Here is a 23,998-nt window from a genome sequence, read left to right on the forward strand (position 1 = left end):
ATCACATCGTCATCACAAAGCCGCTGTATCGACGGAGAACTGAGCTCACTCGCTGTAACGTCGATTGGGTGCGTACCGAACGAAAGCTCACCCGTCTGGACCGGGTGTTCGCCAGACTCGACAGGGAGCCGGAACGAGCGGCCCACATCGATGTGCCGAAGATGAGCAGGCACCGGGTGGCGCTGCTGGTCGGCACCCTGGCGTTCTATCTGGCGATCGTGTGGGCCGTGGTCACGACCTCCTGGCTGGTCCGCCTGGACTGGCAGGTCATGTTCTTCCGGCCGTACCAGCAGTGGGCGGGCATCCACTGGTTCGTCGACTACTACGTGGTCCTCGGCCAGCGCGGCCCGACCGCGGTGATGGTCGCCGCCTGGCTGGGCTGGCGCTCCTGGCGGCAGCACACGCTGCGCCCGCTGCTGACCCTCGGCGCCTCGCTGCTGCTGCTGAACATCACCGTGGGCGCCGCCAAGTACGGCATGGGCCGTCTCGGCCCGCACTACGCGACCGCCATCGGCTCGAACGAGATGGGTATGGGCGGCGATATATTCCCCAGCGGCCACACCGCCAACGCCGTGGTGACCTGGGGCATCCTGGCCTACCTCGCCTCCACCCCGAGAGCCCGCCGCTGGCTGTCGGCCCTGTCCGCGGTGACCGCGCTGGGCGTCGGCATGGCCACCGTCTACCTCGGTACGCACTGGCTGAGCGACGTGCTGCTCGGCTGGGCCGCCGGTCTGCTGGTCCTGCTCGCCCTGCCCTGGTGCGAGCCGCTGATCGCCCGCGCCGAGGTCGGGCTCTTCGACCTGCGCGACCGCTGGCGCGCCCGTGGCGGCGCCACCGCGCCCGCGCCCGCACGTTCTCCCGCCGGTGCGACGCCGGTGCTGCTCAAGCCCCGCGCCGGCGCCCAGGACGAGACGCACGAGCCGGCCGCCCGCTCGCCCAGAGCGGCGCCCGCCTATCTCGCCCCGGGCCCCCACATGGCCCGCTCCGAGCGCACGCCGGTCACCCCGGTCGGCAGCCGTCGCCCTCCGCACGCGGACCGCGTCCCGCGCGGCACCCCGACCCCGGCCCGCCCCCTGACGGGCGGCTGACTGGCCACGGACAAGCGGGGTCCGGTACGCACAACCAAGCCCCGCACGGCGAAGGCCCGGTTCCCCTCACAGGAACCGGGCCTTCGTCGCGTATCAGCCCTTCCAGGCCCGCTGCACTCGGCCGTCCTTCACCTCGAAGTTCAGCCGACCGCTCCGGTACTCCATGGTGATGATCGCCCCCGGCGGCAGCGAGCGCACGGTCGACCATCCCCGCTCGCGCGCACGCCGCTCGGCGCTCGCGGCATCGAGGCCGACGTACCCGTCCGGACTGTCCTGGGGCTCCGCTGCGGGAGTGGGAATCGGTGCCATGCCGCCACGCTAGGCCCTGCCCGGCGAGCAGGGAAGCCGGGCCCGTCCCAGGGGCCACGCATCCCTCTCCGGTCACACTTCTGTCACAGGATCACGACATGCGTTTCGACCTCGGTGCGTCACACGTACGAGCGGTTCCGTACGCCTTACGCAGGCAATCGGCCGTAATTCCCGCGTGTCGTGATGGCTTGTCGAATACCCCGTCGGAAAGTGCCGTGAGAACTGCCGCCGGACGCCCCCGGATTCGAATCCGGCCCGATTCCGAGCCCGGGTCACGGGGGCTGACACCGCATAGGAAATGCACGGATCCAGCACAGAACCCCCGCACGCCCCCTGTCGGAACGCGTGACGGCGCGAGCATCATGACGTGAGCTCGCGGGCACGCGCGCGTGGGCTCGGGCGGACCCGGTACGCGACGAGCGAAGGGGCGAGCGAGCGATGGGGACCCAGACCGTGCAGGCGGCGACGCGACCCGTACGGGGCAAGGAACAAGGCCGGGTGATCGTCGACTGGCTGACCACCACCGACCACAAGAAGATCGGGCATCTCTACCTCATCACCTCGTTCGCCTTCTTCCTGATCGGCGGGGTGATGGCGCTGCTGATGCGGGCCGAACTCGCCCGTCCCGGACTCCAGATCATGGACAACAACCAGTTCAACCAGCTGTTCACGATGCACGGCACGATCATGCTGCTGCTGTTCGCGACCCCGATGTTCGCGGGCTTCGCCAACGAGCTGATGCCCCTGCAGATCGGCTCCCCCGACGTCGCCTTCCCCCGCCTGAACATGCTGTCGTACTGGTTCTTCCTGCTCGGCGGTCTGATCGTGCTGGGCTCGCTGATCGTGCCCGGCGGTCCGGCGGCCTTCGGCTGGTTCGCCTACGCGCCGCTCAACAGCGCGGTGCGCTCGCCCGGGGTCGGACCCGACCTGTGGATCATGGGGCTGGCGCTGGCCGGCTTCGGGACGATCCTCGGCGCGGTCAACTTCATCACCACCATCATCGGGATGCGCTGCCCCGGCATGACGATGTTCCGGATGCCGATCTTCACCTGGAACACGCTGTTCACGTCGATCCTGATCCTGATGGCGTTCCCGGTGCTCGCGGCCGCGCTGCTGTGTCTGGAGGCGGACCGGCGGTTCGGCGCGCAGGTCTTCGACTCGGCCAACGGCGGGGCACTGCTGTGGCAGCACCTGTTCTGGTTCTTCGGCCATCCCGAGGTGTACATCATCGCGCTGCCGTTCTTCGGCATCATCACGGAGATCCTCCCGGTCTTCAGCCGCAAGCCGCTCTTCGGCTATCTGACGCTGATCGGCGCGACGATGGCGATCACCGGTCTGTCGGTGGTGGTGTGGGCGCACCACATGTTCGTCACCGGTTCGGTGCTGCTGCCGTTCTTCTCCTTCATGACCTTCCTCATCGCCGTGCCGACCGGCGTGAAGTTCTTCAACTGGATCGGCACGATGATCAAGGGCTCGCTGTCTTTCGAGACGCCGATGCTGTGGGCGTGCGGCTTCCTGGTGACGTTCCTGTTCGGCGGTTTGACCGGGGTGATCCTGGCGTCGCCGCCGTTGGACTTCCACGTCTCGGACAGCTACTTCGTCGTGGCGCACTTCCACTACGTCGTGTTCGGCACGGTCGTGTTCGCGATCTTCGGCGGCTTCTACTTCTGGTGGCCGAAGTTCACCGGCAAGATGCTCGACGAGCGGCTGGGAAAGATCCAGTTCTGGACGCTCTTCGTCGGCTTCCACACCACGTTCCTGGTGCAGCACTGGCTGGGCGCCGAGGGCATGCCCCGCCGGTATGCCGACTACCTGGCCGCGGACGGCTTCACGGCCCTCAACACGGTCTCGACGATCGGCGCGTTCCTGCTCGGCATGTCGACGCTGCCGTTCCTCTACAACGTCTGGAAGACGGCCAAGTACGGCAAGAAGGTCGAGGTCGACGACCCCTGGGGCTACGGACGCTCCCTGGAGTGGGCCACCTCCTGTCCGCCCCCGCGGCACAACTTCAGGACCCTGCCCCGGATCCGTTCCGAGTCCCCGGCGTTCGACCTGCACCATCCCGAGTTCGCGGCGGCACCGGCGGAGCCTCTCGGAGAAGGGCCCGCGACAGCCGGTCCCGAGCCGTCCTGATCGCCTCGGTCAGCTCGACGGGCTCCAGCACCTCGAACTCGAAGTCCATCAGCATCACGTGGATCACCATCACGTCGAGGCCGTTGGCCCCGGCACGCATGACGCAGGCGTCGGGCCCGTCCGGCTCCAGCTGCCCCGCACTCGGTGAGATCCGCCCGGCGGCCTGCTCGGGCCGACGGCCACGGCGACCGCCTCGTCGTCGTCCAGGAGCAGCGGGGGCAGCTCGGCTCCCGCGCCCAGCTGGTAACCGCCGCCGGGGCCGGCGTTGACGGGGTAGCCCAGCTCACGCAGCCGGTCCACGTCCCGGCGCACGGTGCGCGGGGTGACGCCGAGGCGTTCGGCGAAGCGAGAGCAGGCGCAGGAGTCGTGCCGAGGTCTCCCACATGATGCCGCGTCTGCCAGCCGTTGCGGACAGTTGCTGTCCGCAACTGTCGCTGCGCCGACACCGGAGCTCAGGGCTCGTAGGACAGCTGCGGTACGTCGAAGCAGTTGCCGTTCATGTCTCCCTGCGAGACCCAGCCCTTGCCGTCCTGCCAACGGGCCACCGACAGACACGTCCTGCGGGTCTTCGGCGGATCGGCCAGGCGCTCGAAGGAGACGGGAACCAGGAGGCCGTCGGCGGTGTAGTTCTCGCTGCGGTTCATGAAGGCGTCCACGCACGCGCGCGTGATGCCCGTGCTCGCACAGGACCTGGCGGCGTCCGTGAACCACATGGCGGCCGCCCAGCCCTCCAACTGCCACTGGGAATGGGTCCTCAGGCCCTTGGTGGCGTCCCGGAACTCCCGTACGGCCGCGTTGCCCGTGTCCGCGTAGTTGCGGCTGGAGCCGGTCGCCCAGAGGGCGTTGCGGCAGCGTGGGGAGTCCTTGTAGTCGTCCGGGACGGTGGACGTCCAGTTCTGTACGTTCGTCACCTTGGCGATGACCTTCGCGCCGACCTCGTCCATCGCCTTGCACAGCTGGGCGTTGCCGTGCGTGTCGAGGGCGTCGAAGACGAGGTCGGCGCCCTGCTCCTTCAGATCGGCGGCGGCGGCGCGGAAGTTGGGCAGCGCGAAGTCGACCTGCTCGGTGACCACCTTGTATCCCTCGGCCTCCAGTCCCCGCTGCACGAGCCGGGCGTAGGCGGCGGAGGCGGCCTGGTTGTACGAGACGACGGCGGCCGTGCGGGCGCCCTTCTCGCGCTTGAAGTACCGGTAGACCTCCGTGCCGCCGTACAGCTTGCCGTCCCAGCCCGCGGTGCCGTTCCTGGGCGCGAGGCTGCCGTAGATGCCGTAGAGGTGCGGCCAGGTGTCGTAGGCGGCGCCGATGGGCTGGCCGCCGATGTCGGGCACGCGCGCGTGCGAGACACGGGAGGCGCCCGCGTACTCCAGCGCGGTCGTGGCCACCAGGGCCACGACCCCGTCCTCGTCGACCAGCTTGTGCACGCACGCGTTGTCGCCGACGCCGCTGCCGCCGTCGTCGCACTCGTGCACCTCGACGGGCTGGCCGTCGATGCCGCCGCGCGCGTCGAGGCGGTCGAAGTACGCCTTGGCGCCGTCACGCGGGCCGGTGAAGGTGTTGCCGCCGACCGGGCTGGTGGCGCTGGTGATGATGCCGACGGGGATGGGCGTGCCGCTGCTCCGCACGGGCGCGGGTGAGCGCGTGTCGTGCTCGAAGTCGCTCTCCGGCAGCCGGCTGCCGCAGGCCGTGCCCAGCGCGAGCAGCAGCACCGCGGCAACGGCCTCAGCAGCCCGGTGCCGGCGAACCCGACGCATCGCCGCTCAGCTGGACCAGCGCGCACAGCGTGTTGACGGACACCTTCCAGGTGCCGCCCTGTTCGACGGAGGTCCCGGAGGCGTTCGGCAGGGCGGTGGCGCCGTTCAGGGTCAGCGCGTACGTCACGGTCGCCTGGGTCGGCGAGGTGAACTCGATCTTCTGGACCTGCGCCTGCACCTGGCCACCCCGCTTGTCGCCGCTGAAGGCCTTCAGGACCGGCGTCATCTTCTCGCCGTTCTCCAGGACCTTCTGCTTCTCGGCCAGGGAGGTCTTCGGGTCGAAGAACTTCTGCCAGTTCTTGGTGACCTCCTGCTTGGCCGCCGCCGGGTCGGCGGGCGCGGTGGCCGGCGCGCTGGTCGTCGTCTTCGCCACCGACGGGGTGGGAGGCGCGCTCTCACTCCCGCCACCGCTCTTGTCACTGCACGCCGCGAGGACCGGGGCGATGATGAGGACGAGAGCGGCGAGCGCCGCCGTACCCCGTCCCGCAGCCCTCGGGCCGCGCCCCCTTCGTGCCTTCCCCCGCCTGAGGTCGCTCCCGAGAACCATCTGGCTCACCACCGGGTGTCGGTCCGGGCAAGGTGCGCCCGGTGCTTTCAGGGTCAGCTTCCAGAAGGCATAGTGCAAGTCCATCGGCGGACTTGGAAGACAGCCAGACACACGACGTGTGTGAACGGACGAGGAGCCAAGGATGCGGACAGCACGACTGCGGACCGTCCACCCCGTGCTGTGGGCGGGCTGGGCCGCGCTCGCCGCGGGCGCGGTGCTCTGCGTCATCGGCTGGTACGGCATCTCGGGCGAGCGCTACGCCGAGCGCCAGCTGCCCTATCTGGCCTCCTGCACGATCCCCGGCGCGGCGCTGATCATCGCCGGCGCGGTGCTGCTCACCCACGGACGCAACGCGCTCGCCGCCGCGCGCGTCGAGGAGCTCTACGGCCTCCTGGTCGCCGCCGGGCCCGCCGACGCCGAGGAGTCCGCGCAGGCGGCCACCGTGCCCCTCGCGGTCAGCGGGGACCTGCTCATGGTGCCGGGCGGCACGCTGTGGCACCGCGCGGACTGTCCGCTGGTCTCCGGGAAGGTGGAGGCGGTCCCGGTGGACGCCAAGCTCCTGACGAGCGGCGAGCTGGGCCCCTGCCCCATCTGTGAGCCGTCCGAAGAAACCGACTGATGTCGTCGCTGACGTACGACCTCACCCTCGCCGGTCTCTCGGTCGGCAGCGCGGCCGCGCTCACCGGAATCGGCCTGATCGTGACGTACCGCGCGACCGGCGTGCTGAACTTCGCGCACGGGGCGATCGCGATGGTGTGCGCGTACGTGCTGCGGCAGTGCGTGGTGGAGTGGGGCTGGCCGCTGTGGCTCGGCGCCACGGTCACCCTCCTCTTCCTCGCTCCGGCGATCGGGGTGGTGCTGGAACGGTTCGTCTTCCGCCCCCTCGCCGTCCTGGGCAGCGACCCGGCACAGACGCTCGTGGCCTCCATCGGGGTGTTCGTGCTGCTGGTCGGCGGGGCGGCGCTGCTGTGGGGGCAGGGAGCTCGGGACGACGCGCCGGAGCTGGTGTCGGAGGACCCGTGGGGCCAGCTGGCCGTTGTCCTGGTCCTCACCGTCGGGGTCGTTGCGGTCATCCGCTGGACACGGCTCGGACGTGAGCTGCGGGCGGTGGTGGACGACCGGCAACTCGCCGTACTCGGCGGGATCGACGCGGACCGGGTGGCGGCGGCGGGCTGGGCGTTCGGGGCGTTCACGGCGGGGCTGACGGGCGCGCTGCTGGCGCCGTACGTACGCCTGGACCCGTACGGCCTGCCGCTGCTGGTCATGGAGGTCGTGGCGGTGGCGGTGGCGGCACGGATGCGGAGCCTGCCGGTGGCCGTGCTGGTGGCACTGGGCATCGGCGTGGCACAGAGCCAACTGACGAGACTGCACCCGACCGGCTGGGGCGAGCCCCTGTTGCAGGCGGTCGGCGCGAACCTGTTCGTCGTGGCCCTGCTGGTCGCGGCCCTCGTCCTCCCCCGCATCGGCACCCGTGACGCCCTCCCGCGCACGGCCACCGCGCGCGTGCCGACACCGCCGGGCGCGTGGATCGTGGCGGTGGTCCTGTTTCTGCTCCCCCTGGGCTTCGCGGGCTCGGACCTGCACACATCGGTCCAGGTACCGGCGCTGGGAGTGGTCCTGCTCTCCCTGGTGGTGGTGACGGGCCGAGGCGGCCAGATCTCCCTCGGCCAGTCGGCGTACGCGGGCCTGGGCGCCCTCTTCACGGCCCTGCTGGCATCGGGCCGCTTCCCCGGTCTCCCCCGCCTCCCCGAACTGGCCGCACTGGCCGTGTCGGTGGCCCTGGTGGCCCCCCTGGGCCTCCTGACGGGCTGGCCGGCGATCACCCGCCGGGGCCTGGCACTGGCGCTGGCGACGTTCGCGGTGGGCGTCGGAGTGAGCCGCTTCGTCTTCGCCCAGCCGTACGCCACCTCGGGCCTCACCCTGGACCGCCCCTCCGGCTTCGACGGCGACCGCGCGTACTACGTCCTGGAACTGGCCCTTCTGTTCGCCGCCCTTCTGCTGACCCGCGCCCTGCGCAGAGGCCGCACGGGCCGCGCCCTGGCCGCCATGCGGGACCACGAGGCGGGGGCGTCGGCGGCAGGCGTCCAGGTCCCGTCCCTGAAACTCCTGGCCTTCGTCGCGGGCGCCGCCCTGGCCTCCCTCGGCGGCGGCATGCTCGGCATGGGCGTACGGGGCTTCGACCCCACGGCCTACGACCCCGTGCGGGGCCTGCTCTGGTTCGCCGCCGTCGTGGTCCTGGGCGCCGACAGCACCCTGGGCGCACTGGCCGCGGCGGCCCTGCTGGTGGGCTTGGACGCGGGCGCACGGGGCGGGGTGGCGGCGGCACTGATCGGGGTCCTGGCAGTGCTGGTGGGGCGGTTCCCCGGGGGCCCGTACGAGGCGCTGCGAACGGCGGCGGGACGACTGCGACTGCGGCGGCGGGCGCGACTCACACCGCTGGGCGAGCAGGTGCGGGCACGACTGCGGCAAGGACTGTCACCCCCGCCCCACCACAGGCCCGCACAACCCGCGGCCGCCGACGGCGCTCAGCCCCCACAAGGGCCACCCGCACGCGACGACGAGAGCCGCACCGGTGGTGCGGGTGGGAAACAGATCGCGCACCCCCACCCACCCGCACCCGCACCCGTCCTCAAGGCCCACCACCTCCACGCCCGCTACGGCAACTTCACCGCCCTGGACGGAGTCGACCTCACCGTCCTCCCCGGTCGTATCACCGCAGTCGTCGGCCCCAACGGCGCGGGCAAGAGCACCCTGTTCCACTGCCTCGCCGGGACCCTCCGCCCCACACACGGCCACATCCACCTCGGCACACGAGACATCACGCACCTGCCCGCCCACACCCGCACCCGCCTCGGCATCGCCCGCACCTTCCAGCAGCTGGCCGTCTTCCCCACTCTGACCGTGGCCGAAAACGTCCAAGTCGGCGCCGAACAGGGCCACATCAAAGACCCCGCCGCAGTGGAACGAGCCCTCGGACTCCTGGCTCTGCACGGCCCGCTCCCCGCCGCAGCCCTCCCCACCGGCACCCTCCGCCGCGTGGAACTGGCCCGAGCCCTCGCCGGCACCCCTCGCGTCCTGCTCCTCGACGAACCCGCGGCCGGCCTCGACAGCACCGAGGTCGACGCCATGGCCCGCGTCCTGAAGGCCCTGGCAGCCGACGGCACCGCCCTCCTCGTCGTCGAGCACGACCTCGACCTGGTCGCCGACCTCGCGGACGTCGTGCACGTCATGGCGGCCGGCCGCATCATCGCCTCCGGACCACCGGCCCACGTATTGGACGAGGTCGCCACATGAGCGGCATCTCCCTCCGCCACGCCCGCGTGCGCTACGGCCCGTTGGAGGCCCTGCACGGCATCACGCTCGCCGCCCCCTCCCCCGCCCTCACCGTCCTCCTCGGCCGCAACGGCTCCGGCCGTACGACCGCCCTGCGCGCCCTGGCCGGAACGGTCCCCCTGTCGGGCGGAGCGGTCGTCTGGGACGGCACGGACGTGACCCGGATGCCGGCGTACGAGCGTGCCCGCCACGGCCTCTGCCTGGTCCCCGAGCGGCAGGCCGTCTTCGGCTCCCTGACCGTCCACGAGAACCTCGAACTGACGGCAGAGGACTACGACTTCGCCCTCACCGCATACCCCCAGCTGCGGCCCCTCCTCGCCCGCCGCGCCGGCACCCTCTCGGGCGGCGAACAGCGCATGCTCGCCCTCTCCCGCGCCCTGCTGGCACGCGCGCGCGTGGTGCTTGTCGACGAACCCGCGCAGGGCATGTCACCGAAGGTCGCGGCCCGCACGTACGACCTGCTGAGCGCCCTCGACGCCTGCGTCGTCGTAGCCGAACAGCGCCTGCCCCCCGGCCTGCGCGACCGCCCCGACGTCCTCGTCCACGAACTGCGCCGCGGCACCGTCGTGTTCAGCGGACAGGCCGGGGAACTCGCACGCCGGGGGCCGAGCCCTTCGGAATGAGCAGCAGCGTCCCCACGTTCAGCCGGTTCGGACGCGCCCCCACCATGTCCTTGTTGGCCAGGTACAGCGCCCGCCAGCCGCCCTGGACGCGGTACCTGCCGGCGATCGAGGTCAAGGTGTCGCCGGGCCGCACGGTGTACATACGGCCCGCGAGCCGGTAGCGCTCGGCGCAGGCGTGCCAGGCATCCCAGCCCTGCACGGCCAGCACCTCCCGGGCGACGGCGATCTGCTGCTCGCGGGCGGCGAGGTCCGCGCGCGGGGCGTACCGCAGTCCGCCGAACTCCTCCCAGGTGGGCTGCCGGAACTGGAGCCCGCCGTAGAAGCCGTCGCCGGTGTTCGCGGCCCAGCGCCCGTTGCTCTCGCACTCGGCGATACAGCCCCAGGGCCATTCGTCCGCGGCACAGGCGTAGGAGACGGGCGTCGACGGCGGCGCCGCGGTGGCGGTGGCGGTGGCGGTGGCGGTGGCGGTGGCGGTGGCGGTGGCGAGGAAGGAGAGCAGGGTGGTGGCGAGGACGAGCGGCGTGCGGAACATCGGCCCACGCTATGCGGCGCACGGCTGAGGACCCCTCCGGCGCGTCCGGAGCGCCGGGAGGCCCCACCCGGTCGGACGACCGGACGGGGCCCCATGCCCGGATCAGGGGGGAGCGACTCAGACGACGAGCTGCTGTCCGGGCACGATCAGGTCGGGATCACCGCCGATGACGGCCTTGTTGGCGGCGTAGAGCCGCTGCCAGGTGGTCCCGTGCCGGGCGGCGATCTTGCTCAGGGTGTCGCCCTTGCGGACGGTGTAGTCGCCGCGCGAGGCGCTGCGGGAGGTGCGCTCCGTCGACCGTGCCGGCGCCTTCTTCGACGGCTTCTTCGACGGGGTTGCCTTGGTGGTCTTCACGGAGTCGGTGGTCACCGAACCGGAGGAGGCGGGCGCGCTGCCGTACGCTCCGGCGCGTGCCGAACAGACCGGCCACGCACCCCACCCCTGGGCGTGCTGGACCTTGGTGGCGACGGCGATCTGCGCCTGCTTGGAGGCCTTGTCGGCGGTCGAGGCGTAGGCCGAGCCGCCGTACGCGCGCCAGGTGCCGGCGGAGAACTGGAGCCCGCCGTAGTAGCCGTTGCCGGTGTTGATGTGCCAGTTGCCGCCGCTCTCGCACTGGGCGATGCGGTCCCACACCCCACCGTCCGCCGCGGCGGCGTTGCCGGTGGCGGCCAGCAGTCCGAGGGGGGCGAGCAGTGCCGCCCCGGCGAGGACCACCGTCGTACGGGTCTGGGTCTTACGAGCGGTGTCGCGGTTGGTATCGGCACATTCGGACATGAAGTTCCCTCTCCAACAACCCGGGGTCCCCCAAGGCAGGGCGCGCTTCCCACGTGTCGACGCGGTCCTCGCGCTCCGCCCCGTCCACCGGCGATGGTGCTGAGAGCCGGCTTGGTGCGGCCGGCGGACGATCCCGAGCGGTGCTCGTTGCACACGGCCGAGGAATCTAAGGAGCCTGTCGAGGCGTCAGCAACCAACTGCTTGTCATTCCAGGCCAGTTCGCCGTTACCGCGGGTATCGGTGATTTCCGGCCACCCACTTCATTCGCTGATTTCCTGATTTGTCGACCAGCGACCCTGCCGGTCTGTGACTCACTTCACGCAACCAACTTCCTTGGATTTCCTAGGAATTGACGGTGAGTGACCAATTCCGCACCTGTCGCAACCATCCGCGTCGGATGGATGGATTCCGTTCGCCCTGGAGCGTGACTCCCGCCACAGATCGCCCGTTGTCTTCTTCATGAGCCCGGGACCCACCCGGGCACCGCTTCCCGAGGGAGTCACCCGTGCCGCGCATGCTCGACGTCAGCAACGAGGTACGCGCCGAGATCGGCGACGAAGAAGCCGACCGGCTGCTCGCCGGAGAGAACGCCCCCGGCAGTTACGACTGCACGTCCTGCCGCACCCAGGGCGACTCCGAACTGGAGCGCACCAGCACCGTCCTGTTCATCGGCGACGAGACCGCCGTCCTGGCCTTCGCCCACGCCACCTGCCTGCCCTCGCAGGTCGTCCAGGTCACCGAGGAACAGCTCCAGGGGGCCGTGAAGTCCATCTCCGGCGACACGGTCGACCTGGACCCCGGCAAGGTCGTGCCCCAGCAGGCCGTGCTCGGGGTGACCAGCGGACTCGTCCTGATCGCCGGGGAGTTGCACCCGGCGCTGGTGGTCGAGCCGACCGGTCCGATCGTCCGCCCCGGCACCACGGGGCTCGGCGACGACTTCCTGCCGCTGCTCATCGAGCAGGGCTTCATGCCGCTGACGGAGATCACCGAGGTGCCGCCGGTGCTGCACGGCTGGTCGGTGCTGCTCGCCGTCGGCCAGCTGCACGCGGTGCTGCAGCCGAGCAGCACCGGCGGACAGCCGGTCGCCTGGTGGCAGGCACACCAGCCGCTCCAGGTCACCGAGAGCTGGCGGGCCGCCGCGAACAAGCACCAGCAGGTGCTGATGTTCGCCGCACCGGTGGGATCGATCGGCCGTCAGCCGCGTGAGGACCTGCTGCGGGACGCGCTCGACAAGGCCGCCGCCAATGGGAAGTTGGTCGCTGCGGCGATGCCTCTTGCCGGGATCTGAGATCGCCCCACGGGCGGGGACTCGCGCCCCCAAAGCATCCTGGACAACCGCATCCCAAGAGGATCGATGTCGTTTGGACATACGTGCACACCTACGACGTTCCCCCCCGCCCGTCCTTCCAGTCGATCCCGTCCTCGCGGCCGGCTCCGGACTATCAGGGCGGCCCATCGGCCACGCCGATCTATGACGCGCTCTCTGCCGAGTGGGTCAAGTCCTTCCGTACGCTGCCGGGCGACCGGAGCGGCGAGGAGGAGCTGGGGTTCACCGCCTTCGGGAGCATCTCGTACAGCACGGGGACGTACCCCGTCCATCGGCCGGGGTCGTTCAGCAGCTCGTACGGTGCGTACAGCGCGGGTGCGCAGAGTGCCCGGCAGCAGTCGCAGTGGCAGCGCGTCGGGCACATCGGGCAGCAGGGCACGGGCATGCACCATGTGCCCGCGGCGCTGCCGCCCGGCTCGCTCAGAGGTGTGTGAGAGACAGCACAGGAGAGGAGGGCGGTCCCGACCGGGGCCGCCCTCCTCTCCGTTCACGACTACTTCTTCTTGTTGCCGCGCTTCTCGCGCACCCGCACGGAGATGTGGATCGGGGTGCCCTCGAAGCCGAACTCCTCGCGCAGGCGGCGCTCGATGAAGCGCCGGTAGCCCGCCTCGATGAAGCCGGACGCGAAGAGCACGAAGCGGGGGGGCTTGGTGCCGGCCTGGGTGCCGAAGAGGATGCGGGGCTGCTTGCCGCCGCGGATCGGGTGCGGGTGGGCGGCCACCAGCTCACCGAGGAAGGCGTTGAGGCGACCGGTGGGGACCCGCGTCTCCCAGCCCGCCAGGGCCGTCTCGATGGCCGGGACCAGCTTCTCCATGTGCCGCCCGGTGCGCGCCGAGACATTGACCCGGGGCGCCCACGCCACCTGGCCGAACTCGGTCTCGATCTCCCGCTCCAGGTAGTAGCGGCGCTCCTCGTCGAGGGTGTCCCACTTGTTGTAGGCGATGACCATCGCACGCCCGGCCTCGACGGCCATCGTCACGATCCGCTGGTCCTGCACCGAGATGGACTCGGAGGCGTCGATGAGGATGACCGCGACCTCGGCCTTCTCGACGGCGGCCGCGGTGCGCAGCGAGGCGTAGTAGTCGGCGCCCTGCTGGAGGTGGACGCGTTTGCGGATGCCCGCAGTGTCGACGAACTTCCAGGTGACGCCGCCGAGTTCGATCAGCTCGTCGACCGGGTCGCGGGTGGTGCCGGCGATCTCGTTGACGACGACGCGCTCCTCGCCCGCCACCTTGTTGAGGAGGGAGGACTTGCCGACGTTCGGGCGGCCGATCAGGGCGATACGGCGCGGGCCGCCGACCCCGGCGCCGCCGAAGGTCTGCTCGGGCGCTTCGGGCAGCGCCTCCAGGACGGCGTCCAGCATGTCGCCGGTGCCACGGCCGTGCAGGGCGGAGACGGGGTGCGGCTCGCCGAGACCGAGCGACCACAGATACGCGGCATCGGCCTCGCCGCTGGGCCCGTCCACCTTGTTGGCGGCCAGCACGACCGGCTTCCCGGCCTTGCGCAGCAGTCGTACGACCGCCTCGTCGGTGTCGGTCGCGCCCACCTTGGCGTCCACGACGAACACGACGGCGTCGGCCGCCTCGATCGCGTACTCGGCCTGCGCGGCCACGGAGGCGTCGATGCCGAGGACGTCCTGCTCCCAGCCACCGGTGTCGACGACCTTGAAGCGACGCCCCGCCCACTCGGCCTCGTAGGTCACCCGGTCACGGGTGACACCGGGCTTGTCCTCCACGACGGCCTCGCGCCGCCCGATGATGCGGTTGACGAGAGTCGACTTGCCGACGTTGGGCCGCCCGACCACCGCCAGGACCGGCAACGGCCCGTGCCCGGCCGCCTCGATGGCACCCTCGACGTCCTCGAGGTCGAAGCCCTCTTCCGCGGCGAGCTCCATGAACTCCGCGTACTCGGCGTCGCCAAGCGCCCCGTGGTCGTGCTCCTCGCCCGAGCCCTCGGAGTGGATGTGGTCGTTCATGAAGTCCGTACCTCGTAGTTCTTCGTGGTGATCGGTGGACCGGTCGGTTTCTCCGGACTGATCCACTACTCAGTGTCGCCTAGCGGCCGGTCAGCCGCCTGGCGTTTTCCAGGTGCGCGGTGAGCTGCTTCTGGATGCGCTCGGTCGCCTCGTCGAGCGCCTTGCGCGTACGCCGTCCGCTTCCGTCGCCCGCCTCGAAGGGGTCGCCGAAGACGACGTCGATACGGCTGCGCAGCGGAGGCAGCCCCTTTATCAACCGTCCCCGCCGCTCGGAACTTCCCAGCACGGCGACCGGCACGACCGGCGCCCCGCTGCGCACGGCGAAGTACGCGAGCCCGGCGCGCAGCGCGGCGAAGTCGCCCTCACCGCGGGTGCCCTCCGGGAAGATGCCGAGGACGCCGCCGGCGGACAGGACGTCCAGCGCCTGTGTGATCGCCCCGCGGTCGGCGCCGGACCGGTCGACCTTGACCTGCCCGATACCGAGCAGGAACGGGTCGAGCGGGCCGATGAACGCCTCCTTCTTGATGAGGAAGTGCGTCGGCCGGGGCGCCACGCCCATGACCATCGGGCCGTCGATGTTGTGGGAGTGGTTGACGGCGAGGATGGCGGGACCCGTCGCCGGCATCTTCCAGGCGCCGAGCACCCGGGGCCGCCACAGCCCGTACATCAGGCCCACGCCGATACGCCGCCCGACCTCGGCGCCCCGCTCCGAAGGCTGAGTCACTTCCCGGCCCGCTTCTCCTCGACGAGGGTGACGACGCACTCTATGACCTGCTGGAGCGTGAGCTCGGTGGTGTCCACCTCGACCGCGTCGTCCGCCTTGGCGAGCGGCGAGGTCTTGCGGGAGGAGTCGGCCGCGTCCCGCTTGATCAGGGCCTCACGGGTGGCGTTGACGTCGGCGCCCTTCAGCTCGCCGCTGCGGCGGGCCGCACGGGCCTCGGCCGAGGCGGTGAGGAAGATCTTCAGATCGGCGTCGGGCAGGACGGTCGTACCGATGTCCCGCCCCTCGACGACGATCCCCTTCTCCGCGCCGGCCGCGACGGACCGCTGCAGTTCGGTGATCCGCGCCCGCACCTCGGGCACCGCACTGACCGCACTGACCTTGGAGGTGACCTCCTGGGTCCGGATCGGCCCGGCCACGTCGGTCCCGTCCACGGTGATCGTCGGGTCGTTCGGGTCCGTACCGGAGACGATCTCCGCCTTCCCCGCCACGGCGGCGATCGCGGACGGGTCCTCGATGTCGATCCCGTTGGTCACCATCCACCAGGTGATCGCCCGATACTGGGCACCGGTGTCCAGGTAGCTCAGGCCGAGCTGCGCGGCAACGGCCTTCGACGTGCTCGACTTGCCGGTGCCGGAAGGACCGTCGATGGCGACGATCACGGGCTGGGCGGCGCCGTTTTCCACGGGAGGACACCTTCCTGGTGCGGTGCGGTGGGTGTGTGGGGCGCGAAGGTGCCCTGCACAAGGTTACTGGGTGCGCGTCACTCGTACGGACGCGCACTGAGCGACGCCGGGCGGTGAAAGTCGGCACACCGGGTGCCTACTGCCGGATCGCCCAGCCCCGCTCCCGCAGCGCCGCCGACAACACGGGTGCCGCCTGCGGCTCCACCATCAGCTGCACCAGACCCGCCTGCTGCCCGGTCGCATGCTCGATCCGCACATCCTCGATGTTGACCCCGGCCCGCCCGGCATCCGCGAAGATCCGCGCCAGCTGCCCGGGCTGGTCGTCGATCAGCACCGCCACGATCTCGTACGCCCGCGGAGCCGACCCGTGCTTGCCCGGCACCCGCACCTGCCCGGCGTTCCCGCGCCGCAGCACGTCCTCGATACCGGACGTGCCCTCGCGCCGCTTGGCCTCGTCCGAGGACTGGAGGGACCGCAGCGCCTGCACCGTCTCGTCCAGATCCGCGGCGACGTCCGACAGCAGGTCCGCCACCGGCCCGGGATTGGCCGACAGGATGTCGATCCACATCCGGGGGTCGGAGGCGGCGATCCGGGTCACGTCCCGGATGCCCTGCCCGCACAGCCGTACGGCCGCCTCCTCCGCGTTCTCCAGCCGCGCGGCGACCATGCTGGACACCAGGTGGGGCATGTGCGACACCAGCGCCACCGCACGGTCATGGGCGTCCGCGTCCATCACCACCGGAACCGCCCGGCAGTGCGAGACCAGCTCCAGGGCGAGGTTCAGCACCTCGGTGTCGGTGTCCCGGGTCGGCGTCAGCACCCACGGCCGGCCCTCGAAGAGGTCGGCGGTCGCGGCCAGCGGACCGGACCTCTCACGGCCGGACATGGGGTGGGTGCCGATGTAGGACGACAGCTCCAGGCCCAGCGCCTCCAGCTCCCGCCGCGGGCCCCCCTTGACGCTGGCCACGTCGATGTAGCCACGGGCCACACCCCGCCGCATGGCGTCGGCCAGCACCCCCGCCACATGCGCGGGCGGCGCGGCGACGATCGCGAGGTCGACCGGCCCGTCGGGCGCCTCGTCCGTGCCGGCGCCGAGAGCGGCCGCCGTACGGGCCTGCTCGGGGTCGTGGTCGGTGAGGTGGACGACGACGCCCCGCTTGGCCAGGGCGAGCGCGGCGGACGTACCGATGAGGCCGGTGCCGATGACGAGTGCGGTTCTCACTGGGCGATGTCCTTGCGCAGAGCGGCCGCGGCACCGAGGTAGACATGCGCTATGTCGGCCCGCGGCTTGTCGGACTCGATGTGCGCGAGGACACGGACGACCCGGGGCATGGCGCCCGCGATGTCCAGCTCCTGGGCGCAGATCAGCGGCACGTCGACGATGCCGAGCTTGCGCGCGGCGGCCGCCGGGAAGTCGCTGTGCAGGTCCGGCGTGGCCGTGAACCAGATGCTGATGAGGTCGTCGGCGGTCAGCTCGTTCCGCTCCAGGACGGCGGTGAGCAGGGCCCCGACCTGCTCGTCCATGTGCCCGGCCTCGTCCCGCTCCAGTTGGACGGCTCCCCGGACCGCTCGTACCGCCACGGCTCGACTCCTTGCTGCTGTACATCCCGGCTCGTTGCACATCCAGCCTAGTCAGCCCGGATCGCACGGGCCCTCGCCGCCCGCCCGCTGAGACGACCCGACGATCTACGACAATGTCACCCGAATGTCTCTATTCCGCTACTTGGTGCGAGTGCACCCCGTGCGCCTCTTTACGCCGGACCCGCCGGTCCGCTCTCATGGCAGGAAACTCGCCTCGGGGGAGGCCCGTAATGAAGCGTCCTGGACCGCTGCTGACTCTGCTCGCGGGACTGCTGTTCGGCCTGTTCATGCTCACACTCAACGCGACCACGGGGACGAAGACCGTCTCGTCCCCGTACAAGGAGAAGTCACCGGCCGTCTCGGCGTCACCGACTCCCTCCACCACGAGCCGGTCACCCAGCCCCTCGCCGTCCCGGACGGCGGCACCCAGCGGTGTCTACACGGGCCGTACGGACGACGACTCCTCCGCGGTGGCCGTCTCGCTGCGCGGCGGCAAGGCGATCGCGTACTTCTGCGACGGCCACAACATCGAGTCGTGGCTGCAGGGTGACGTGAAGGACGACGGCAGCCTGAGCCTGACCGGTGACCACGGCGCGAAGCTGAACGCCACGCCGAAGGGGAACAAGCAGCTCCGCGGCACCGCGGAGCTCGCCGGCGGGCACTACACGTTCACCATCGACAAGGCGAAGAAGCCGTCCGGGCTCTACCGGGCGAACAGCCAGGTGGCCGGCGCGAAGATCGTCGGCGGCTGGATCGTCCTGCCCGGCGGCAAGCAGGTCGGCATCGTCACCCGCGACGGAGCGCCCTCGGCCGCGCCCACCATCGACCCGGAGACGGGCGTGACCACGGTCGACGGCCAGCAGCTCACGGCACATCCCGTAACGCCCTGACCTTCTCCTCCTGCCCAGGGAGCCGACATGAGCGCCGACCCGAACGCCGCCACCCAGAGTTTTCCGCCCCCACCACCGGCCCACCGCGCGCCGAGCCCGGCCCGCTATCTGGTCCCGGCCCTGGTCGCCGCCGCGGTGGCGGTCGGGCTCGGGGTGTACGGCAAGACCCACGACCCGGCCGGCACCGCCTTCAACCTCGCCGGTTTCAGCAGCACGGGCGCGGTGAAGTCGTGGCTGGCCTCGATCGCCTTCTTCTTCGCACTGATCCAGCTGGTCAGCGCCTTCATGGTCTACGGCAGGCTGCCGGGCCCGCGCTGGTCGGCGAAGCTGCACCGCTGGTCGGGCCGCATCGCGTTCCTCGTGGCCGTCCCGGTCGCCGTGCACTGTCTCTACGCGCTGGGCTACCAGACCTACTCGACACGCGTGATGTGGCACTCCGTCCTGGGTTGCTTCTTCTTCGGTGCCTTCAGCGCCAAGATGCTGCTGCTCCGCGCGGAGCGGCTCCCCGGTTGGCTGCTGCCGTTCGTCGGCGGGCTGGTCTTCTCGGTCCTCACCCTCATCTGGCTGACCTCCGCCCTCTGGTTCTTCCGCACGTTCGGAGTGACGACATGACCCACCGCGAGACGCGGCGCACGGTTCTCCTCGCGACGGGCGCGGCCGCGCTCGCCGCGGGCTGCAGCAAGTACGGCGACAGCAACAGCGGCTCGGGCTCGTCCTCGGCGAACGCCTCCGGCGGCCAGGAACTGGCGAAGACCACCGACATCCCGGTCGGCGGCGGCAAGATCTTCAAGGACGAGAAGGTCGTCGTCACCCAGCCCAAGAAGGACGAGTTCAAGGCCTTCTCGGCGATCTGCACCCACCTGGGCTGCACGGTGTCCGCGGTCAAGGGCGGCACCATCAACTGCCCCTGCCACGGCAGCAAGTACCGCATCGCCGACGGCTCGGTGGCCGGCGGCCCGGCACCGAAGCCGCTGCCCGCGGAGCAGATCCAGGTGACCGGAGACTCGATCCGCCTCGCGTGACGGGCGTGACCGCTCAGGCGTCCCAGAGCGCCCCGAGGGTCATCAGGTCGCCCCGGTACTCGATGCGGTCGGCCCAGTCCGTCGGCCAGGCGTCGGCGCCGAGCCAGGCGCCGGCGAAGGCACCGGTGAGGCAGGCGATGGAGTCCGAGTCGCCGGAGGTGCACGCGGCCCGTCGGATGGCCGTCACGGGCTCGTCGGTGAAGAGCAGGAAGCACAACAGGCCGGTGGCGAAGGCCTCTTCGGCGATCCACCCGGCACCGGTGGCCAGGCACGGATCGACCTCCGGGTCGGCCGTCCGCACGGCGTCCTCGAGTCGGTCCAGGATCGCCAGGCACTCGTCCCAGCCCCGCGCGATGAAGGTCTCGGCGGTGGGGTCCTGACCACGGGTCCACAGATCGCCGAGCCAGCGGTGGTTGTAGTGCGAGCGGTTCTCCTCGGCGTACGACCGCAGCAGGCCGAGGAGTTCGGCCGGCTCGGTGCCGTGCGCGAGCAGTCGTACGGCACGGGCGGTGAGGTCGGACGCGGCGAGCGCCGTCGGATGGCCGTGCGTCAGCCCGGACTGCAACTGAGCGGCACCCGCCCGCTGTTCGTCGCTCAGTCCGGGAACCAGCCCGATGGGCGCGACCCGCATATTGGCCCCGCACCCCTTGGAGCCGACCTGACTGGCGTCCTGCCACAGCCGGCTCTCGTCCTTGAGCAGGTCGCAGGCCCGCAGACAGGTGTTCCCCGGCGCCCGGTTGTTCTCCGGCGACCGGTACCAGTCCACGAACTCCGCTCTCAGCGGCCGTTCCAGCAGCGTCGGCGCGAGTACCCCGCGGTTCATGGCCGTCCGCAGCCCGTGCCCGAGCGCCAGCGTCATCTGCGTGTCGTCGGTCACGATCGCCGGGGTCGGCAGCCGCATCTCCCGCCACGGCCCGCACTTGGCGAGGATCGACGGCACATCGTTGAACTCCGTCGGGAAACCGAGCGCGTCGCCGAGGGCGAGCCCGACGAGCGCGCCGGTGGCGGCTCGTTTGGCGACGGTCGTGGTGGTGGTCATGCGGGGCGTCCTTCCCGGGGTGGTCGGAGGAGGGGCGGCGAGAGGCTTGCGGCCGGTCCCGCGCGATACAGGGCGGCGGGTTTGCCGCGCCCGCGGGTCAACCGGGCCGCACCCGGCACCGGTTCGACGAACCCGGGCGTGGCGAGCACCTTGCGGCGGAAGTTGGGCCGGTCCAGGTCGGTCCCCCAGACCGTCTCGTACACCTGCCGCAGCTCGCCGAGGGTGAACTCGGGCGGGCAGAACGCGGTGGCGAGGCAGGTGTACTCGAGCTTGGCGCCGACGCGTTCATGGGCATCGGCCAGGATCCGGTCGTGGTCGAAGGCGAGCGGCCGCGCCGAGTCGTACGGCAGCCACTCGGCCCGTGCCGCGTCACTTCCGGCGTGCGGCTCGGGGGCGTCGGGCAGCAGGGCGGTGAAGGCCACGGACACGACCCGCATACGGGGATCACGGTCGGGCTCGCTGTAGGTCCGCAACTGCTCCAGATGCAGCCCGGTCACATCCGACAGCCCGGTCTCCTCGGCGAGTTCGCGCCGGGCGGCGGTCTCGGCGGACTCCTCCGGCTCCACGAACCCGCCGGGCAACGCCCAGTGCCCGGCGTACGGCTCCTGCCCCCGCTCCACGAGCAGTACCTGCAGCACACCCTCGCGGACGGTGAGGACGGCGAGGTCGACGGTGACGGCGAAGGGTTCGTAGGCGTACTTGTCGTAGTCCAAGCCGCCCACCCCCTTTTATAGTCACTACGACTATAAATACCCGGGCGGCGCTTCTACAACCCTCCCGTGCCGCGCTTCTACAACCCTCCCGTCACGACGGCGCCGCACCGACCCCCCTACCGGCTACAGATCGACTTCCTTCATCAGCATCCCGACCTCCGTGTTCGACAGCCGCCGCAGCCACCCCGACTTCTGGTCGCCCAACGTGATCGGTCCGAACGACGTCCGCACCAGCTTCTCGACCGGGAACCCCGCCTCCGCCAGCATGCGCCGCACGATGTGCTTGCGCCCCTCGTGCAGGGTCACCTCGACCAGGTAGTTCTTGCCGGTCTGCTCGACGACCCGGAAGTGGTCGGCACGCGCGTACCCGTCGTCCAGCTGGATGCCGTCCTTGAGCTTCTTGCCCAGGTCGCGCGGGATCGGCCCCACGATCGCGGCGAGGTAGGTCTTCTTCACGCCGTACTTGGGGTGGGTCAGCCGGTGCGCCAGCTCACCGTGGTTGGTGAGCAGGATGACGCCCTCGGTCTCGGTGTCGAGACGGCCGACGTGGAACAGCCGGGTCTCGCGGTTGGTGACGTAGTCGCCGAGGCACTGCCGCCCCTCGGGGTCCTCCATGGTGGAGACCACGCCCGCCGGCTTGTTCAGCGAGAAGAACTGGTACGACTGCGTGGCGACGGTCAGCCCGTCGACCTTCACCTCGTCGTTCTCCGGGTCGACCCGCTTGCCCTGCTCCAGGACGATCTCGCCGTTCACCTCGACCCGCGCCTGCTCGATCAGCTCCTCGCAGGCACGCCGGGAGCCGTACCCCGCACGCGCGAGCACCTTCTGCAGCCGCTCGCCCTCCTGCTCGGCGCCCGGGAAGGTCTTGGGCAGCTTGACGTCCTTCTTGCCCGCGTACCGCTCCCTGTTCCGCTCCTCCGCCCGAGCCTCGTACTCGCGCGAGGTGCCGGGCGCGGTACGGCCGCGCCCGCCCTGCTGGGACTGCTTCGGGCCGCCCTTGGCGCCCCCGCGCGCGGAGCCGCCGCGCCCGGACTTGGGCCCGTCCTGCGTGGCGCCGGGGCCCACGTCGTAGCGGCGCTCCTCGGGGCGGGGCTTGCGCGGACGGCCGCCCTGACCGCCCTGCTTCTGGTCCCTGCCGTTGCCGGCCCCGCGGTAGTTACCGCGTCCGCCCTGCCCACCACTCTTGCCGCTGCCGCTGCTTCGCATCAAAGTTCCGTCGTCGTCGTGTCAGTCATGGTCGACGGGGGCCCGTCGTCCGGGTCCGGAGCATCCGGATCGAACGACGGCACCCCTTCCTGGGTCTCGGCCTCGATCGCCTCCGCCTCCGGGAGGAAGGGCGCGAGCTCCGGGAGCTCGTCCAGACCGCGCAGGCCCATCCGCTCCAGGAAGTAGTTCGTCGTCCTGTACAGGATCGCACCTGTTTCGGGTTCCGTGCCCGCCTCCTCGACCAGACCCCGCTGCAGGAGGGTCCGCATGACCCCGTCGCAGTTGACTCCTCGTACGGCCGAGACGCGGCTGCGGCTCACCGGCTGGCGGTACGCGACGACGGCGAGGGTCTCCAGGGCGGCCTGGGTGAGACGGGCGGTCTGGCCGTCCAGCACCAGCCTTTCCACGGCCGGCGCGTACTCGGCCCGGCTGTAGAACCGCCATCCACCCGCGACGAACCGCAGCTCGAAGCCGCGCCGCTGCACCGCGTACTCGTCGGACAGCTCCCGCAACGCGTCGGCGATCCGCCGCTTGGGCCGCTCCAGGATCTTCGCGAGGTGCTCCTCGGTCGCGGGCTCGTCCACGACCATGAGGACCGCCTCCAGGGCGGGCTTGAGGTCGAGATCGGCTGCGCTACGGAGCCCCGCCGGAAGCTCGGTCGTCTCCTCGCTCACGCCTTCTCCTTCTTGCCTTCGTCCTTGGGCACCTCGGGCGGCCGGTCGAACTCGTCGGTCACCGTCGGCGTCTCGTCCCCCGCGCCACCGGTCCACCGCACGATCAGCTCCCCGAGGGCCGCCTCCTGCTCCAGCGCGACGGCCTTCTCCCGGTACAGCTCCAGCAGAGCCAGGAATCGCGCTACGACGGTCAGCGTGTCGTCGGTGTCCTCGACCAGGGCCCGGAAGCTGGCCTCGCCGAGTTCCCGCAGCCGCGCGACCACGATGCCGGCCTGCTCCTGCACGCTGACCAGCGGCGCGTGGATGTGGTCGACGTACACCTGCGGCTTCGGCTTGGGCTGCATCGCCTTGACCGCGAGCCTGGCGAACCCCTCCGGCCCGATGCTGATGACGACCTCGGGCAGCAGCTCGGCGTGGTGCGGCTCGAGTCCGACGGTACGGGGGTAGCGCCGGGCCTCCTCGTCGAGGCGGGCGTTGAAGATGTCGGCGATCTGCTTGTAGGCGCGGTACTGGAGCAGCCGGGCGAACAGCAGGTCCCGGGCCTCCAGCAGCGCGAGATCGCCCTCGTCCTCGACCTCGGCGGAGGGCAGCAGCCGTGCGGCCTTGAGGTCGAGCAGCGTGGCGGCGACGACCAGGAACTCGGTCGTCTCGTCCAGGTCCCAGTCCGACCCCATGGCCCGGATGTGGGCCATGAACTCGTCGGTCACCTTCGACAGGGCGACCTCGGTGACGTCGAGCTTGTGCTTGGAGATCAGCTGGAGCAGCAGATCGAAGGGGCCCTCGAAGTTGGAGAGGCGCACCTTGAAGACGCCGTCGGACGACTCCTGGGGCTCTTCCGACTCCTGGGGCTCTTCGGGCTCCGGCGCGGCGACCGGAGGCTCCTCGGCGGGAGGTTCCTCGACAGGAAGCTCCTCGGCAACCGGAGGCTCCTGCACCGGGAGCTCCTCGACGGGAGCCACCGGTTCGACCTGGGGAGCGGCCGCCCCCCGCCCCAGCGCACGCCGACGCCCGGCGGAGCCGCCGGTGCCGGGGACGGGAACGTCGTTCGAGGTCATGGCCCCCGCAGGCTACCGC

The 23,998-nt window shown here is 71.0% G+C and carries 25 protein-coding genes and 2 pseudogenes; 10 read left to right on the top strand and 17 right to left on the bottom strand.

Annotated elements, in window-relative coordinates; all coding sequences use genetic code 11:
* The first annotated feature begins 68 nt into the window (after positions 1-68).
* The gene (locus tag ACWC09_RS34270; protein WP_450854828.1) at positions 69-1,088 is read left to right on the top strand and encodes a phosphatase PAP2 family protein; all 1,020 of its coding nucleotides are present in this window, start codon (positions 69-71) and stop codon (positions 1,086-1,088) included.
* Between the two features lie 93 nt (positions 1,089-1,181).
* Here ACWC09_RS34270 and ACWC09_RS34275 read toward each other — a convergent pair whose 3' ends face one another.
* Positions 1,182-1,397 carry an I78 family peptidase inhibitor gene (locus ACWC09_RS34275; RefSeq protein WP_450854829.1) on the bottom strand — a complete coding sequence of 72 codons (216 nt, stop codon included), beginning with the start codon at positions 1,395-1,397 and terminating at the stop codon, positions 1,182-1,184.
* Positions 1,398-1,835: 438 nt separating this feature from the next.
* Here ACWC09_RS34275 and ctaD point away from each other — a divergent pair, with 438 nt between their 5' ends.
* Positions 1,836-3,530, top strand: a complete 1,695-nt coding sequence (gene ctaD / locus ACWC09_RS34280; protein WP_450854830.1) for an aa3-type cytochrome oxidase subunit I — start codon at positions 1,836-1,838, stop codon at positions 3,528-3,530.
* Between the two features lie 52 nt (positions 3,531-3,582).
* On the opposite strand, the pseudogene ACWC09_RS34285 reads toward ctaD, so the two are convergent.
* The 4 genes and pseudogenes from ACWC09_RS34285 to ACWC09_RS34300 form a co-directional block, all read right to left on the bottom strand.
* A pseudogene (locus tag ACWC09_RS34285) lies at positions 3,583-3,681 on the bottom strand (WYL domain-containing protein); the annotation flags it as partial.
* Positions 3,681-3,915, bottom strand: a pseudogene (locus tag ACWC09_RS34290) (helix-turn-helix transcriptional regulator); the annotation flags it as partial. The pseudogenes ACWC09_RS34290 and ACWC09_RS34285, both read right to left, overlap by 1 nt.
* Positions 3,916-3,982: 67 nt before the next feature.
* The gene (locus tag ACWC09_RS34295; RefSeq protein WP_450854831.1) at positions 3,983-5,281 is read right to left on the bottom strand and encodes an ABC transporter substrate-binding protein; all 1,299 of its coding nucleotides are present in this window, start codon (positions 5,279-5,281) and stop codon (positions 3,983-3,985) included.
* The gene (locus ACWC09_RS34300) at positions 5,250-5,828 is read right to left on the bottom strand and encodes a hypothetical protein (protein ID WP_450854832.1); all 579 of its coding nucleotides are present in this window, start codon (positions 5,826-5,828) and stop codon (positions 5,250-5,252) included. Before ACWC09_RS34300 ends, ACWC09_RS34295 begins: the two co-directional genes overlap by 32 nt.
* 142 nt (positions 5,829-5,970) lie before the next feature.
* On the opposite strand from ACWC09_RS34300, the gene ACWC09_RS34305 reads away from it, so the two are divergent.
* From ACWC09_RS34305 to ACWC09_RS34315, 3 genes are read left to right on the top strand one after another with little or no spacing between them, the layout of a single operon-like run.
* A complete protein-coding gene (locus tag ACWC09_RS34305; RefSeq protein WP_450854833.1) occupies positions 5,971-6,447 on the top strand; it encodes a hypothetical protein in 477 nt (158 codons plus the stop codon).
* Positions 6,447-9,122, top strand: a complete 2,676-nt coding sequence (locus tag ACWC09_RS34310; RefSeq protein WP_450854834.1) for a branched-chain amino acid ABC transporter permease/ATP-binding protein — start codon at positions 6,447-6,449, stop codon at positions 9,120-9,122. The genes ACWC09_RS34305 and ACWC09_RS34310 overlap by 1 nt, the downstream gene beginning before the upstream one ends.
* A complete protein-coding gene (locus ACWC09_RS34315; protein ID WP_450854835.1) occupies positions 9,119-9,784 on the top strand; it encodes an ABC transporter ATP-binding protein in 666 nt (221 codons plus the stop codon). Before ACWC09_RS34310 ends, ACWC09_RS34315 begins: the two co-directional genes overlap by 4 nt.
* Here ACWC09_RS34315 and ACWC09_RS34320 read toward each other — a convergent pair.
* Together ACWC09_RS34320 and ACWC09_RS34325 are read right to left on the bottom strand one after the other, a co-directional pair.
* Positions 9,732-10,316, bottom strand: a complete 585-nt coding sequence (locus ACWC09_RS34320; protein WP_450854836.1) for a transglycosylase family protein — start codon at positions 10,314-10,316, stop codon at positions 9,732-9,734. The genes ACWC09_RS34315 and ACWC09_RS34320 overlap by 53 nt on opposite strands.
* 117 nt (positions 10,317-10,433) lie before the next feature.
* On the bottom strand, positions 10,434-11,090 hold the full coding sequence (locus tag ACWC09_RS34325; RefSeq protein ID WP_450854837.1) for a transglycosylase family protein: 657 nt from the start codon (positions 11,088-11,090) through the stop codon (positions 10,434-10,436).
* A 505-nt stretch (positions 11,091-11,595) separates the two neighbouring features.
* Between ACWC09_RS34325 and ACWC09_RS34330 the strand changes: the two genes are divergently transcribed.
* Positions 11,596-12,378, top strand: a complete 783-nt coding sequence (locus ACWC09_RS34330) for a hypothetical protein (RefSeq protein ID WP_450854838.1) — start codon at positions 11,596-11,598, stop codon at positions 12,376-12,378.
* A gap of 83 nt (positions 12,379-12,461) precedes the next feature.
* Positions 12,462-12,851: a hypothetical protein gene (locus ACWC09_RS34335; protein ID WP_450854839.1), complete on the top strand. Its 390-nt coding sequence runs from the start codon at positions 12,462-12,464 to the stop codon at positions 12,849-12,851.
* A gap of 59 nt (positions 12,852-12,910) precedes the next feature.
* Here the strand turns inward: ACWC09_RS34335 and der are convergent, their stop codons facing one another.
* The 5 genes from der to aroH form a co-directional block, all read right to left on the bottom strand.
* Positions 12,911-14,392 (bottom strand): ribosome biogenesis GTPase Der, encoded by a 1,482-nt coding sequence (gene der, locus ACWC09_RS34340; protein ID WP_450854840.1) that lies wholly within the window; start codon positions 14,390-14,392, stop codon positions 12,911-12,913.
* A gap of 79 nt (positions 14,393-14,471) precedes the next feature.
* On the bottom strand, positions 14,472-15,059 hold the full coding sequence (locus ACWC09_RS34345) for a lysophospholipid acyltransferase family protein (protein ID WP_450854871.1): 588 nt from the start codon (positions 15,057-15,059) through the stop codon (positions 14,472-14,474).
* A gap of 53 nt (positions 15,060-15,112) precedes the next feature.
* The gene (gene cmk / locus ACWC09_RS34350; RefSeq protein WP_450854841.1) at positions 15,113-15,799 is read right to left on the bottom strand and encodes a (d)CMP kinase; all 687 of its coding nucleotides are present in this window, start codon (positions 15,797-15,799) and stop codon (positions 15,113-15,115) included.
* Between the two features lie 136 nt (positions 15,800-15,935).
* Positions 15,936-17,021 (bottom strand): prephenate dehydrogenase, encoded by a 1,086-nt coding sequence (locus ACWC09_RS34355; protein ID WP_450854842.1) that lies wholly within the window; start codon positions 17,019-17,021, stop codon positions 15,936-15,938.
* Positions 17,018-17,380, bottom strand: a complete 363-nt coding sequence (gene aroH, locus ACWC09_RS34360) for a chorismate mutase (protein WP_450854843.1) — start codon at positions 17,378-17,380, stop codon at positions 17,018-17,020. Before aroH ends, ACWC09_RS34355 begins: the two co-directional genes overlap by 4 nt.
* Before the next feature lie 230 nt (positions 17,381-17,610).
* Here aroH and ACWC09_RS34365 point away from each other — a divergent pair, with 230 nt between their 5' ends.
* Genes ACWC09_RS34365 through ACWC09_RS34375 form a run of 3 tightly spaced genes read left to right on the top strand, consistent with a single transcriptional unit; the run spans position 17,611 to position 19,292 of the window.
* On the top strand, positions 17,611-18,270 hold the full coding sequence (locus tag ACWC09_RS34365; protein WP_450854844.1) for a hypothetical protein: 660 nt from the start codon (positions 17,611-17,613) through the stop codon (positions 18,268-18,270).
* Between the two features lie 27 nt (positions 18,271-18,297).
* Entirely contained in the window at positions 18,298-18,882 is a 585-nt protein-coding gene (locus tag ACWC09_RS34370) for a DUF6529 family protein (RefSeq protein WP_450854845.1), read from the top strand.
* Complete coding sequence (locus ACWC09_RS34375) at positions 18,879-19,292, top strand: Rieske (2Fe-2S) protein (protein WP_450854846.1); 414 nt, start codon at positions 18,879-18,881, stop codon at positions 19,290-19,292. The genes ACWC09_RS34370 and ACWC09_RS34375 overlap by 4 nt, the downstream gene beginning before the upstream one ends.
* A gap of 13 nt (positions 19,293-19,305) precedes the next feature.
* On the opposite strand, the gene ACWC09_RS34380 is transcribed toward ACWC09_RS34375, so the two are convergent.
* From ACWC09_RS34380 to ACWC09_RS34400, 5 genes are all read right to left on the bottom strand, one after another.
* Positions 19,306-20,331 carry an ADP-ribosylglycohydrolase family protein gene (locus ACWC09_RS34380; RefSeq protein WP_450854847.1) on the bottom strand — a complete coding sequence of 342 codons (1,026 nt, stop codon included), beginning with the start codon at positions 20,329-20,331 and terminating at the stop codon, positions 19,306-19,308.
* Positions 20,328-21,044, bottom strand: coding sequence for an NUDIX domain-containing protein (locus tag ACWC09_RS34385; RefSeq protein WP_450854848.1), 717 nt, complete (start codon positions 21,042-21,044; stop codon positions 20,328-20,330). The genes ACWC09_RS34380 and ACWC09_RS34385 overlap by 4 nt, the downstream gene beginning before the upstream one ends.
* A gap of 123 nt (positions 21,045-21,167) precedes the next feature.
* Positions 21,168-22,250 (bottom strand): pseudouridine synthase, encoded by a 1,083-nt coding sequence (locus ACWC09_RS34390; protein ID WP_450854849.1) that lies wholly within the window; start codon positions 22,248-22,250, stop codon positions 21,168-21,170.
* Positions 22,250-22,924: an SMC-Scp complex subunit ScpB gene (scpB, locus tag ACWC09_RS34395; protein ID WP_450854850.1), complete on the bottom strand. Its 675-nt coding sequence runs from the start codon at positions 22,922-22,924 to the stop codon at positions 22,250-22,252. Before scpB ends, ACWC09_RS34390 begins: the two co-directional genes overlap by 1 nt.
* Entirely contained in the window at positions 22,921-23,979 is a 1,059-nt protein-coding gene (locus ACWC09_RS34400) for a segregation and condensation protein A (RefSeq protein ID WP_450854851.1), read from the bottom strand. Before ACWC09_RS34400 ends, scpB begins: the two co-directional genes overlap by 4 nt.
* Between the last annotated feature and the right edge of the window lie 19 nt (positions 23,980-23,998).

The sequence above is a fragment of the Streptomyces sp. NPDC001617 genome, from assembly GCF_053596855.1.

What these genes read in the sequence shown, in the direction of transcription:
- ACWC09_RS34275 (WP_450854829.1), bottom strand. Translation starts at nt 1,397, where the DNA reads ATGGCACCGATTCCCACTCCCGCAGCGGAGCCCCAGGACAGTCCGGAC.
- ctaD (WP_450854830.1), top strand. Translation starts at nt 1,836, where the DNA reads ATGGGGACCCAGACCGTGCAGGCGGCGACGCGACCCGTACGGGGCAAG.
- ACWC09_RS34295 (WP_450854831.1), bottom strand. Translation starts at nt 5,281, where the DNA reads ATGCGTCGGGTTCGCCGGCACCGGGCTGCTGAGGCCGTTGCCGCGGTG.
- ACWC09_RS34300 (WP_450854832.1), bottom strand. Translation starts at nt 5,828, where the DNA reads ATGGTTCTCGGGAGCGACCTCAGGCGGGGGAAGGCACGAAGGGGGCGC.
- ACWC09_RS34305 (WP_450854833.1), top strand. Translation starts at nt 5,971, where the DNA reads ATGCGGACAGCACGACTGCGGACCGTCCACCCCGTGCTGTGGGCGGGC.
- ACWC09_RS34310 (WP_450854834.1), top strand. Translation starts at nt 6,447, where the DNA reads ATGTCGTCGCTGACGTACGACCTCACCCTCGCCGGTCTCTCGGTCGGC.
- ACWC09_RS34315 (WP_450854835.1), top strand. Translation starts at nt 9,119, where the DNA reads ATGAGCGGCATCTCCCTCCGCCACGCCCGCGTGCGCTACGGCCCGTTG.
- ACWC09_RS34320 (WP_450854836.1), bottom strand. Translation starts at nt 10,316, where the DNA reads ATGTTCCGCACGCCGCTCGTCCTCGCCACCACCCTGCTCTCCTTCCTC.
- ACWC09_RS34325 (WP_450854837.1), bottom strand. Translation starts at nt 11,090, where the DNA reads ATGTCCGAATGTGCCGATACCAACCGCGACACCGCTCGTAAGACCCAG.
- der (WP_450854840.1), bottom strand. Translation starts at nt 14,392, where the DNA reads ATGAACGACCACATCCACTCCGAGGGCTCGGGCGAGGAGCACGACCAC.
- ACWC09_RS34345 (WP_450854871.1), bottom strand. Translation starts at nt 15,059, where the DNA reads ATGTACGGGCTGTGGCGGCCCCGGGTGCTCGGCGCCTGGAAGATGCCG.
- ACWC09_RS34365 (WP_450854844.1), top strand. Translation starts at nt 17,611, where the DNA reads ATGAAGCGTCCTGGACCGCTGCTGACTCTGCTCGCGGGACTGCTGTTC.
- ACWC09_RS34370 (WP_450854845.1), top strand. Translation starts at nt 18,298, where the DNA reads ATGAGCGCCGACCCGAACGCCGCCACCCAGAGTTTTCCGCCCCCACCA.
- ACWC09_RS34375 (WP_450854846.1), top strand. Translation starts at nt 18,879, where the DNA reads ATGACCCACCGCGAGACGCGGCGCACGGTTCTCCTCGCGACGGGCGCG.
- ACWC09_RS34380 (WP_450854847.1), bottom strand. Translation starts at nt 20,331, where the DNA reads ATGACCACCACCACGACCGTCGCCAAACGAGCCGCCACCGGCGCGCTC.
- ACWC09_RS34390 (WP_450854849.1), bottom strand. Translation starts at nt 22,250, where the DNA reads ATGCGAAGCAGCGGCAGCGGCAAGAGTGGTGGGCAGGGCGGACGCGGT.
- ACWC09_RS34400 (WP_450854851.1), bottom strand. Translation starts at nt 23,979, where the DNA reads ATGACCTCGAACGACGTTCCCGTCCCCGGCACCGGCGGCTCCGCCGGG.